Raw genomic sequence first — 10917 nt, 5'->3', positions numbered from 1 at the left:
GCCCGGCCGCCGCGCGGCCCCCCCCCCCCCCCCGGCGCCCTGTAGGCGGGGCGCGCCCCCCCCCCGGGGGGGCGGGGGCCCGCGCCCGCCGAACCGGACCGGTCCGAGACGGAGAAGCGCCCCCGCAGCCGGCTGAGCGCCCGCCAGGCCGCCGCCCGGGCGGCCCGCCAGGTGCAGGAGCTGACCGGGAACCCACCCGAAGGCGTCACCTCGCTGGAGCGCGACGAGGAGGGGTGGCGGATCGGGGTCGAGGTCCTGGAGTCCCGCCGCGTCCCGGACTCCACCGACATCCTGGCGGTCTACCGGGTCGTCCTGGACGAACGGGGAGGTCTCGTGTCCTACCAGCGCGAACGGCGCTACCACCGCGGCCGCGTCGACCCGGAGGAGACACCGTGAACGGCCACGACAATTTCGGACCGCCGCTGCCGGCGAACTACCGCACGCCGCCCGCCCCGCAGCCGGCCAACCTCGCCGATCTCCTCGAACGGGTCCTCGACAAGGGCATCGTCATCGCGGGGGACATCCGGGTGAACCTGTTGGACATCGAACTGCTGACGATCAGGATCAGACTCCTCGTCGCCTCGGTCGACCGCGCCCGCGAGATGGGGATCGACTGGTGGGAGCACGATCCCGGGCTCTCCTCGGGCCGGCGCGACCTCGCCGTTGAGAACCGGCGCCTGCGCGAGCGGATCGGTGAACTGGAGGCCGCCGCGAGCGATCCGGAACGTCCGGCACCAGGTGGCTGCTCCGATGAGGCACAGGCCCCACCCACCCGGCGTCGGCCCCCACGCGCAGGGAAGGCGTCATGATCCATGTCACCTGGCTCTACGCCGTCGTCCCGGCAGACCGGCGCTCCGAACTGCGCCGATTGCACGAACTGCGCGGCGTCGCGGCGGAACCCCTCCGCGCGCTGAGCGGCCCGGGCCTCGCGGCCGTGGTCGGATCGGTGCCCCGGGCCGACTTCGACGAGCGGCCCCTGCACGCCCACCTGGAGGACCCGGTCTGGCTGGAGCACGCCGTCCGTGCCCACCACCGGGTGGTCGAGGCCCTCGCCCGCACGGGCCCGGCCCTGCCCCTGCGCTTCGCCACGCTGTACCACGACGACGCCCGCGCGCAGGCGCTGCTCCGCGAGCGCCACGACGAGCTCGCCGAGGCGCTCCGGCGGATCGACGGGCGCACCGAATGGGGCATCAAGGCGTACCTCGCCCACCGGCCGAGTCAGGAGGAGGAGGAGACCGGCGCCGAGAAAACGGCCCGGCCCGGCACGGCCTACCTGCTGCGCCGGAAGGCCTTGCGGCAGCAGCGCGGGGAAGCCGTGCGACAGGCCTCGGAAGACGCGTGGAGCATCCACGCGCAACTCTCCGGGTTGGTAGCCGCGGCGGCCCTGCACCCACCGCAGTCGGCGGAGGCCAGTGGCCGCACCGAGCCCATGGTCCTGAACGGCTCCTACCTCGTCGACCTCGTCGATCGGAAGCGCCTGGAGGACGCCGTGGCGGCCCTCGCGGACCGTCACCCGCAGCTCCGGCTGGAGCTGACCGGTCCCTGGCCGCCCTATTCGTTCGCCGACCCCGAGGGGAAGGCGCCGTGAGCAGCCCGGACCGACGGGCCGAAGACCGGTCCGGCGCTCTCTCGCCGGCCGGTGCCGAGCGCGTGGCGCTCGTCGACCTCCTCGACCGCGTACTGGCGGGCGGCGTGGTCATCGCCGGCGAGATCACCCTCGCCATCGCCGACGTCGACCTGGTGCGCATCAGCCTCCGGGCGCTGGTGGCCTCCGTGCGCTCCGCGACCCGGACCGTCGAAGGCACCGTGACCGTGCGGGACGAGGAGTCGCCGTGACCGCGCGGTCGCCGCAGGAGCCCCACGGAGCCCGTGTCGCCCGGCGTGTCGCCGTAGACCCGGAGACGGTGGGCCGGGACCTCGCCTGCCTCGTCCTCACCGTGGTCGAGCTCTTGCGGGAGCTCATGGAGCGGCAGGCGCTGCGCCGCATCGACGAGGGCGACCTGAGCGAGGACCAGGTCGAGGCGCTGGGCGTGACGCTGATGGCCCTGGAACAGCGGATGGATGAGCTGCGCGACCACTTCGGCCTCGCGCCGGAGGACCTCGACATCGACCTCGGCCCGCTCGGGCCGCTGCTCGGGTCCGGCCCCTGAATCGGATCAGTCGAAACGGGTCCGCGGAATGCGGATGAAGGAGGAGTTGAACGGAGGAATCGGGGCAGACGCCCCAGGACAACGAACGGAACGAGGAGGAAGCCGTGGGCGCTGGAAAGAAGATCGCACACACCGCCGAGACCGCGAAGGGCAAGGCCAAGGAGGCAGCCGGCAAGGCGGTCGGCAACGAGCGGCTCGTCGCCAAGGGCAAGGCGGAGCAGGTCAAGGGCGACCTCTCCCAGGCGGGCCAGAAGGCGAAGGACGCACTGAAGCACTGACCGCCTCCCGCTCGTGCGGAGCCGCGCGCCACCGTCCCCGACCGTGGCGGGCGGCTCCGGGTGCGCCCCGGGCGGTCCCCAGGGACGGGCTCGGCGACTCTCGACGGCCCGCGGCTCGGAGGACTGCCTCTCACCCCGTCGCCCATCCTGCGGGCCCGCCACGGCCCGTGCGACGCTGGCGGGTCATCGGCCGGGGTTGGCCAGCGTGGCGGCGGACTCCAGCAGCAGCGCGTGGACGAAGGACTGCGGGAGGTTGCCGCGCAGCTGGCGCTGGGCGACGTCGAACTCCTCCGCGTACAGGCCGGCCGGGCCACAGGCCGCGCGGTTGCGCTCGAACCACCGCACCGCCTCGATGTCGTTGTGTTGCTGGTGCTCGGCGAGGGCCATGACGAAGCCGCATAGCAGGAACGCTCCTTCGGCGTCCTCCAGGGGACGCTGGTCGTGGCGGAAGCGGTACAGGTAGTGGTCCTGGCCGAGGTCCCGCCGGACGGCGCGGAGCGTGGCCGTGGTGCGGGGATCGTCGGCCGGGAGGGCGCCGCGCAGGGCCGGCAACAAGAGGGCCGCGTCGACATCGAACCGGCCGGGTGAGCGCCGCCAGTGGCCGGCGGGGTGCAGGCAGTCGGCGGAGGCCTCGGCGACGATCAGGTCTGCCAGCGTCTCCCAGCCGGCCGCGCGCCCGCCGCCCGCGCCGGGGGCGGCGGCGATCGCGCGCAGCCCGGCGGCGCAGATCAGGCGGCTGTGCGTCCACCGGTCGGCGTCCAGCTCCCAGATGCCGGCGTCCGGCTCCCGGTGGCGGGCGGCGATCGCGTCGGCGGCGGTGAGCGCCGCGCGCCAGCCGTCCGCGTCCAGGCGGTCGCGGCGGGCCGCGGCGGCGAGCAGGAGGAGGCCCTCGCCGAAGACGTCGAGCTGGAACTGGCGGTTGACGTGATTGCCGACGACGTCGAAGCCGCCAGGGTAGCCGGGCAGGTCGAGGGTGCGCTGGTCCGGTACGGGGCCGCCGGTGGCCGTGTAGGCGGGGGCGAGCGCCGGGCCGTCCTCCAGCAGGCGGGCGGTGACGAACCGTACGGAGCCGTCCGTCAGCGCGTGCCCGCCGGCGGCCGCGGCGGCCTGGCCGATGTACGCCTGGTCGCGCACCCACACGTAGCGGTAGTCGTAGTTGCGCCCCTGCTCGGCGCGCTCGGGCAGGCTCGTCGTGGCGGCGGCCACGGCGCCTCCGCCGGGGCCGGTCAGACCGGCGAGGACGGCGTGGGCGTGGCGGGCGTCGCGCTGCCCCATGGTGCCGGCCAGGTCGGGCACGCAGGCCGCCCAACCGGCCTCGGTCGTCCGCCACAGGGAGTCCGCCGGGGTGGGCGGCGGAAGGTGCTGATCGGAGATCTCCAGGACGAGGTCCCGTCGGCCACCGGCCTCCAGGAGCACCGTGGCGTGGAGCGCCGCGCCGTCCGGCCGGGCCTCGGGGGCACCGGTCAGGCGTACGTGCAGTCCGCCGGTGCGGCCCGTCCAGGTGCCTCGCTCGTCGCGGTGGAGCTTGTGCAGGGGGTGTGTGCCGAAGCCGGCCGCCGGGCACAGGTGGACGTCCACCCGGGCGTCCCCGTGGACGGCCTCGATCCGGCGCAGAAGGACGGCGCGGTGCCGGTCGCCCGGGTGGACGAGGGCCTCGCGGCATTCGACGATCCCAGCCGTGGTGATCCAGCGGCTGCGCCAGACGAGGCCGCCCGGTTCGTAGTAGCCGCCCCAGACGAACGGCTCGGCGGGAGTGACGGAGTACCAGCCGGGGCCGCCGATGAGGGCGGCGAACACGGCGTCGTCGTGCCATGCGGGGGCGCACATCCAGACGATGTCGCCACGTGGTCCGAGGAGCGCGCCGCGCCGGCCGTCCGCGAGCAGGGCGTAGTCCCGCAGGGCGTGCGGGGCGGGGGCGGTGGTGTCGGGTGTACTCAACTGCCCACCTCCTGCGGAGTTTTGACCGGTCATACGAACTGCGGCAGGACCTGCTCGCGGTAGAAGCGGTAGAAGTCGAAGAACCCCTCCTGTTCCTGACCGATCTGGCCGACGTACACCTCGTCGAACCCCGCGTCGACGTAGCCGCGCAGCCGGTCGGCGTGATCCCGGGGGTCGTCTCCGCAGGTGACCGCCTTGGCGACCATCTCCTCCGTGACCAGCTCGGTGGCCTGCTCGAAGTGGCTCGGCGTGGGCAGCACCTGGGCGAGCTCGCCGGGCAGCAGCTCGCTGGGCCAGAGCCGGTGGACGGCCTTGACCGCCCGTACCCGGTCCTCCGACCAGCACACCTTCACGCCGCCGAGCACCGGCCCTGCGCTGCCCGCGGTCCGGTAGCGCCCGATGAGCTCGGTGTCCGGGGTCATCGTGACGAGACCGTCCGCGTCGTTCCACGGGTGGTAGTGGTCGGAGATCGCCAGCCGGGTGAAACCGGCCCGCTCCGCCAGCCGGGCCTGCTCGACCAGCTGGGCGGGGGTGAACTCCTCGCAGGACAGGAAGTAGCCGAACGCGGTCATGGCAGCCTCGGTTCGTCGATGGCCTCGTGGTCCTTCGCAGGAGCGGCTTACCGGGCCCGGCCCGGCGAAACCTCGTCGCTGTTTGCCGGGCCCGGAGCCGGGTAGCCGGAGCGGTCCCAGAGACTCCGATTCCGGAGGTGACCCCCATGGACGCGCGCGAAGGCGGCGGCCCGGCCGGAGCCGTCCGCACACCCGACCGGCCCGATGCCGGCGGACCGGCGTGCTACCGCCCGTCGGATCGAGCGGACGACGAGAGCGGGGAGCAGGGCGATGCGGAGGCCTATGCCGTCCTCGGCGAGGACTGAGGCCCGGACGGGACAGGCGGCTCCCGGTGACTCCGGGACGCCCCCACGGCCTTCGCGCGCCGCCCGGCGGCCGGCGCACCACCGCCCCGGCCGCCGTCGGCCCGGCGTGGGCCACGGCGTCCCCTACCCTGCTCAGGCCTGGGCAGGGATCGCAGCCTGAGGAGGCGGCCCGATGGACGACACACCCCAGGGCGGCGCCGGCGGCGTGCCGCTGCACCATGAGGCGCCCGAGCCGGAGGACCACGAGCGGCCCGCGGACACCGTGAAGACGGTCCGGGCGGGAAAGCCCGTCGCGGAGCAGAAGGCCGCGCCCGCCGAGCCGGACGAAACGGCCGGGCCGGACGAAACGGCCGGGCCCGACGAAACGGCCGGGCCCGACCGGACGTCCTCGCTCTGACCACGTGCCCCGCCCTCCGCGGCCGCCGTCACGGCCGCGGAGGGCGGGCCCGCGCGTGTGCGACCGGGCCGCCGCTGGGTAGGCGCGACCGCGACGGGAGGTACCACCGTGTCGGCGTACGAAGAGAAGGAGCTTGGCGGAGTTCTGGCGCGGGTTCTGGCCCGGTCCAGGGCGAGCGGACCGGGCGACCTGCCAGGCCTGGTGCAGGACGCGGTCCGCGACCTGGGCGGGACGGGAGCGCGGGTGTTCCTGGCCGACGTCCAGCAGCGACACCTCGTGCCACTGCCGGACCCGCGGACCGGCGACCCGGGCGACCCCCTCGACATCGAGACCACGCTCGCGGGCCGCGCCTACCGGCTCCAGCACACCCAGGTCTCCACCGGGCCGCCGCCGATCGGCTGGTTCCCCCTGGTCGACGGGATCGAGCGGATCGGCGTGCTGCGCGTGGAGGCCCGGACGGGGGAGCCGGAGGAGGCCGGCCGATGGGAGGCCCTGGCGGCCCTCGTCGCCTTGCTGGTGGTCTCCAAAACCGCGTTCAGCGACGTGATCGTCCGCACGACGCGCGACCGGCCGATGAGCCTGCAGGCCGAACTCCTGTGGGCCTTCCTGCCGCCGCGCACCATCGGCACCCGGACCGTCACCTCCAGCGCGGTCCTCGAACCCGCCTACGACGTCGGCGGGGACGCCTTCGACCACTCCGTGGTGGGCGGGCGCCTGCACCTGTCCGTGTTCGACGCCATGGGACACGACCTCGCCTCCGGCGGAGCCAGTTCGGTCGCACTGGCCGCCTGCCGCAGCACCCGCCGGGCCGGCGGCGACCTGGCGGCGATCGCGCGGGCCATCGACCGCACACTGGGCCGCTGGATCCCCGACCGGCTGCTCACCGCCGTCGTGGCCGACCTGGACGCGGCCACCGGCGAACTCGCCTGGATCAACTGCGGCCACCCGGCGCCGCTGCTCATCCGCGGCCGGCACGTCGTCGCGGGCGCCCTGGAACGGCCGGCCGAACTGCCCCTCGGACTGGGCTTCCACGACCGCGGCCCGCAGCCCGTCCACCACATCAGGCTCCAGCCCGGCGACCGGGTCCTCGTCTACACCGACGGCGTCACCGACGCGCGCTCACCCAGCGGGGAGACCTTCGGCGAGGAGCGCCTGACGGACGCTCTCGTCCGCCACATGGCGAGCGGCGAACCCGCCCCCGAGGCCCTGCGTCACCTGATCCACTCGCTGCTCGCCCACCAGGACCACCGCCTGCGCGACGACGCCACGATCGCCCTCGCCGAGTGGCACCCCGACGGCCGGGGCCGGTGACGGCCGCGCCCGGCGCGCAGCCCGGGTCGAGCCGCGATCTACGGCGAGGTCCGACCCGTGGTGCCGTCGTCGGGATCCGGCGGAGGATCGTCGTTCTCGAAGGCCACGTCGACCTGCTGTTCGGGGCGGCGTTCCTCCTGGCGGGCGATCGCGCTCAGCACCTGTTCGTCGGCGTCGGTGAGCGGCGGCTGGAGCAGGCTGCGCGGCCACAGGCGGCGGGCCAGCACGACGTTGGCCTCCGCCGTGTAGACGGTGATCTGCGCGGCCAGGTAGAGCCAGGACAGCAGGCCGATCACGGTGGCGAAGAAGCCGTAGACCTGGCCGGCGTGGCGCAGCTCGTGCACGACGAGGAGGGAGCCGAACGCCTGGAGGACGGTGAACAGCGGGCCCGCGACCGCGCAGCCCGGGCGGAGCGCGCGGGTGGGGACCTCGCGCGGGGTGAGGACGCGGAAGCAGGCCAGGCACAGGGCGGCGTTCAGGAGCGCGGAGACGATCAGACCGCCGATGCGGGCGGCGGGCCCGCCGAGGGAGGAGGCGACGACCGAGGCGGCCCCGGTGCCGAGGACCAGGCCGCAGCCGAGCACCACCAGGAGCAGGAGGCTGCGGCCCAGGCGCGGCCAGTAGCCGGGCCGGCGCACGCCGGGGACGTTCCAGATCTCGGCCATGGCGTGCTGGAGCACCTGGGCGATGCCGAGCGCGCCGTAGAGCATGAACAGCATGCCGACCACCAGGGCGAACCCGCTGCCCTGGAGGGAGTGGACGTTCTGGCGGAGCTGGTCGCCGATGATCGGGAAGTCCGCGAGGGCGGAGTTGAGAACGGACTTCTGCGCGCCGGGGCTGCCGTGCAGGACGAAGCCGAGGACGGTGCTCAGCAGGAGGAGCAGCGGGATCAGGGCGAGGAAGCCGTAATAGCCGATGAGCGCGGCGAGCAGTCCGCCCCGGTCGTCGCCGTACTTCTTGACCACGCCGACGACAACGGCGGTGGGGCGGTGGCGCTGCTGGTAGCCGTCCACCGAGCGCAGGGCGCGTTCGACCGGGTTCATGCCGTCCTCCTCCGCACGCCGGGGGTGCGGACCCGCCACGGACCGGGCCCGCGCGGGTGCGTCTGCCCGCTGGGCCGGTCCGTACGCCACATGGGCGCGAACGGGACGGGAAGCCCTAGCCTGGAGGGGTACCCAGGTGGCGAAGGTGATCCGGATGAAGGACTTCTCCGAGGTCAACGGCTGGACGGTCGTCCCGCTCTTCGGCGACCTCGACGACTTCGCGGCCCCCGAGCTGCGGAAGCTGTTCGACGTGCTGATCGACGGCGGCGCGCCCCGGCTGGTCATGGACCTGACCGCCGTCGGCTTCGTCGACTCCACCGGCCTCAACGCCCTGCTGGGCGCCGCCCGCCGGGTGCGGGAGCGGCACGGCGCGCTCCGGCTGGCCGGGGCGGTGCCGCAGGTGCGGGACGTCGTGGAGCTGAGCGGGGTGGAAGCGGTGCTGCCGCTCTTCCCGGACGTGGCGGCGGCCTGTGGCTGAGTACCGGTCCCCGGCGGGAACCGCCCGGGCGGACGACACGAGCGTGCTGCTGGCAGCGGTGGACCGGCTGCGCGCCGAGGCGGAGGGGCTGCGCCGGGCGATGCGCACCCGGGGCGTGATCGAGCAGGCGAAGGGCATGCTCACCGAGCGGCTCGGCTGCACGCCGGACGAGGCCTTCGGCCACCTGGTCCGGCTGTCGCAGGACACCAACCGGAGGGTCGCGGACATCGCCGCCGGGCTGGTCGGCCTGGCGGCACCGATCGCGGACCTCGCCGGGGACGAGTCGCTCCAGGAGGCCCTCGACGAGTTCGTCCGGCCCGTGCGGCACCCGCCCGTGCTCGTGGCACCCGCCTCCGGGCCGCCGGTCCCCGCGCCGCCGGGCGGCGCTCGTTCTGCTCCATTGCCCGACCTGGCCGCCCGCTATCACTTGGCCGTCTCCGCGCTGTCCGGAGCGGAGACGCCGGAGGAACTGGCGCGGCTGGTGCACGAGGTGGCCATGGCGCCGCTCGGCGTCGTCGCCGTCGTCCTCGGTCTGCTGGAGCCGGACGGCGCCCTCGCGCTGATCGGCAGCCACGGCGTGGAGCCGCGCCGGGTCAGCCAGTGGCGGCGCATCCCGCCGGAGACCGGGGTGCCGCTGGTCTCGGCCGCGCACGGCGGCGGCATGGTGTGGGAGTTCGACGCGGACGACGCGGCCGGCCGGTCGCCCGAGACCGGCCGGATCGTCCCCGGCCGGACGGCCTGCGCGGTGCCGCTGCGCAGCGGGGACCGGATCGTCGGGGCGATGAGCCTCGGCTGGGACGGCCCGCCCGAGCGGGCCCGCGCGGCCACCCGGTACGTCGAGGCGCTGGCCGGCCTGGTGGCGGGGCACCTGCTGCGGGTGGCCGTGGTCGGGGGCGGGGAGCCGGGGCTGGTGGTGCCGGGCGGCGAGTACTGGTTCCGCGGCGTGCTGGACGCGATGTTCGAGCCCGTTCTCGTGCTGTCCGTGGTCCGCGAGGGCGGCGAGGGGACGGTCACCGACCTGCGCGTCAGGTACGCGAACGAGGCGGCCGGCCCCGCCCCGATGGTCGGGCGGCGCCTGACCGAGATCCTCCCCGGGCTCGTCGCGACCGGGGTCTTCGCCCGGATCCTCGATGCCGCCGAGACCGGCATCCGGTACGACGGCCGGGCCGGCGACTTCACGGGTGCCGGGCCCGGGACGGTCCTCGTCGTACGGGCGGTGCCGTTCCTCGACGGCCTGCTCCTCACCTGGCGCCCACGGGACGGCGCCGCCGAGCGCGCGGCGGGGACCGGTGACACGCAGCGGTTGGCCGGCGTCGGAACCTTCGCGTGGAGGCGCGGCGAACCTGGCCTGGAGCTGTCGGAGGAGGCCCGGCGGCTGCTCGGCCTCGCCCCTGGGCAGCCCGGCCCGGTCACCGCGGTCGAGGTACTGGCGTGCGTGGACCGGTCGGACCGCGCCGCCGTGCGGGCGCTCGCCAGGCTCCTGTTGGGCGGGCGGCACCCGGGCCCCGTGGACGTCGCCGTCAGGCCGGCCGGGGCGGGGACGCGGACGGTGCGGATCAGCGCGGAGGCCGTCACCGATCCGGCCACCGGACGAGCGAGCGACGTGCGGGGCGTCCTCCAGGACGTGACCGAACGGCGCCGCACCGAGCAGGACCTGGCCGGGGTCCGGAGCAGGCTCGCCGAGCAGCAGCGCCGCACCGCCGCGGAACACCGCACCACCCGGGCCCTCCAGAACGCGCTGATGGCCGCCCCGGACGAGCCGGAACCGCCGATCGCCGGCCTCGACCACGCCGCCCGCTACGTGCCCGCCGGGGACCACCGGCGGGTGGGCGGCGACTGGTACGACCTGACCGCCCTGCCCGGTGGCCCGGTCCTGCTCGCGGTCGGCGACGTCAGCGGGCACGGCCTGACGGCCGCCGTGGGAATGTCCGAGCTGCGCTACGCCCTGCGCGGGCTCTGTTACGCGGGCCTGGGCCCGGCCGCCGCGCTGGGCCGCCTCAACACGGTGCTCTGCCGCCGCGGCGGCAACCGGATCGCCAGCGTGTTGTGCGGCCTGCTTGAGCCGGCCGCGAACACGCTCACGTGGAGCGCGGCCGGTCACGCGCCCCCGGCCCTCGTGCGCGGGGCGGTCGCGGACCTCGCCGACGGCCCCACCGGAACCGTCCTCGGAGCGCTCGCCGACGTCCGGTACCGCGACACCGTCCAGCCGTTGCTGCCCGGCGACACCGTGCTGTTCTGGACCGACGGCCTGATCAACCGACGCGACGCCGGCACCGGCCGCCCCGACCGCCTCCTGCGCGCCGCCGAGGAGTGCACCGTCGAGGAATCCGCAGCGCCCGCCCTCGCGGAATGCCTCGACCACATCGCCGACCGCCTCGGCGGCCCCAATCCGGCGGACGACAGCTGCCTCCTCGCCGTCCGGCTCCGAGCCGCGCGTTAGTCCGC

General features: G+C 75.2%; 13 protein-coding genes and 1 pseudogene. 11 read left to right on the top strand and 3 right to left on the bottom strand.

What is annotated here, in order from left to right; all coding sequences use genetic code 11:
* Positions 1-114: 114 nt before the first annotated feature.
* From ACFVSN_RS29850 to ACFVSN_RS29825, 6 genes and pseudogenes are all read left to right on the top strand, one after another.
* Positions 115-396, top strand: a pseudogene (locus ACFVSN_RS29850) (gas vesicle protein); the annotation flags it as partial.
* Between the two features lie 26 nt (positions 397-422).
* Complete coding sequence (locus tag ACFVSN_RS29845; protein ID WP_387598343.1) at positions 423-809, top strand: gas vesicle protein; 387 nt, start codon at positions 423-425, stop codon at positions 807-809.
* Positions 806-1588, top strand: coding sequence for a GvpL/GvpF family gas vesicle protein (locus ACFVSN_RS29840; RefSeq protein WP_387598331.1), 783 nt, complete (start codon positions 806-808; stop codon positions 1586-1588). The genes ACFVSN_RS29845 and ACFVSN_RS29840 overlap by 4 nt, the downstream gene beginning before the upstream one ends.
* Positions 1589-1650: 62 nt before the next feature.
* Positions 1651-1836: a gas vesicle protein gene (locus ACFVSN_RS29835; protein WP_387598340.1), complete on the top strand. Its 186-nt coding sequence runs from the start codon at positions 1651-1653 to the stop codon at positions 1834-1836.
* Entirely contained in the window at positions 1833-2150 is a 318-nt protein-coding gene (locus tag ACFVSN_RS29830) for a gas vesicle protein K (protein WP_387598328.1), read from the top strand. Before ACFVSN_RS29835 ends, ACFVSN_RS29830 begins: the two co-directional genes overlap by 4 nt.
* A gap of 104 nt (positions 2151-2254) precedes the next feature.
* Complete coding sequence (locus ACFVSN_RS29825; RefSeq protein ID WP_387598325.1) at positions 2255-2428, top strand: CsbD family protein; 174 nt, start codon at positions 2255-2257, stop codon at positions 2426-2428.
* 183 nt (positions 2429-2611) lie between these two features.
* On the opposite strand, the gene ACFVSN_RS29820 is transcribed toward ACFVSN_RS29825, so the two are convergent.
* Together ACFVSN_RS29820 and ACFVSN_RS29815 are read right to left on the bottom strand one after the other, a co-directional pair.
* Positions 2612-4399, bottom strand: coding sequence for a glycoside hydrolase family 15 protein (locus ACFVSN_RS29820; protein WP_387956882.1), 1788 nt, complete (start codon positions 4397-4399; stop codon positions 2612-2614).
* Positions 4396-4938: a hypothetical protein gene (locus ACFVSN_RS29815; protein WP_387598319.1), complete on the bottom strand. Its 543-nt coding sequence runs from the start codon at positions 4936-4938 to the stop codon at positions 4396-4398. The genes ACFVSN_RS29820 and ACFVSN_RS29815 overlap by 4 nt, the downstream gene beginning before the upstream one ends.
* 146 nt (positions 4939-5084) lie before the next feature.
* Between ACFVSN_RS29815 and ACFVSN_RS29810 the strand changes: the two genes are divergently transcribed.
* From ACFVSN_RS29810 to ACFVSN_RS29800, 3 genes are all read left to right on the top strand, one after another.
* Positions 5085-5243, top strand: coding sequence for a hypothetical protein (locus ACFVSN_RS29810; RefSeq protein WP_387598316.1), 159 nt, complete (start codon positions 5085-5087; stop codon positions 5241-5243).
* A gap of 172 nt (positions 5244-5415) precedes the next feature.
* Complete coding sequence (locus ACFVSN_RS29805) at positions 5416-5640, top strand: hypothetical protein (RefSeq protein WP_387598313.1); 225 nt, start codon at positions 5416-5418, stop codon at positions 5638-5640.
* Positions 5641-5748: 108 nt separating this feature from the next.
* Positions 5749-6951, top strand: coding sequence for a PP2C family protein-serine/threonine phosphatase (locus ACFVSN_RS29800; RefSeq protein WP_387598310.1), 1203 nt, complete (start codon positions 5749-5751; stop codon positions 6949-6951).
* A 38-nt stretch (positions 6952-6989) separates the two neighbouring features.
* Here ACFVSN_RS29800 and ACFVSN_RS29795 read toward each other — a convergent pair whose 3' ends face one another.
* Positions 6990-7994 carry a YihY/virulence factor BrkB family protein gene (locus ACFVSN_RS29795; RefSeq protein WP_387598307.1) on the bottom strand — a complete coding sequence of 335 codons (1005 nt, stop codon included), beginning with the start codon at positions 7992-7994 and terminating at the stop codon, positions 6990-6992.
* 136 nt (positions 7995-8130) lie between these two features.
* Between ACFVSN_RS29795 and ACFVSN_RS29790 the strand changes: the two genes are divergently transcribed.
* Positions 8131-8472: an STAS domain-containing protein gene (locus ACFVSN_RS29790; RefSeq protein WP_387598304.1), complete on the top strand. Its 342-nt coding sequence runs from the start codon at positions 8131-8133 to the stop codon at positions 8470-8472.
* The gene (locus ACFVSN_RS29785) at positions 8465-10912 is read left to right on the top strand and encodes a SpoIIE family protein phosphatase (RefSeq protein ID WP_387598301.1); all 2448 of its coding nucleotides are present in this window, start codon (positions 8465-8467) and stop codon (positions 10910-10912) included. Before ACFVSN_RS29790 ends, ACFVSN_RS29785 begins: the two co-directional genes overlap by 8 nt.
* Positions 10913-10917 lie beyond the last annotated feature (5 nt).

Source organism: Kitasatospora sp. NPDC057904, from assembly GCF_042887925.1.
Classification (GTDB): domain Bacteria; phylum Actinomycetota; class Actinomycetes; order Streptomycetales; family Streptomycetaceae; genus Kitasatospora.
Note: the sequence above shows the minus strand (reverse complement) of the source record. Positions and strands in the feature narration are given on the sequence as shown.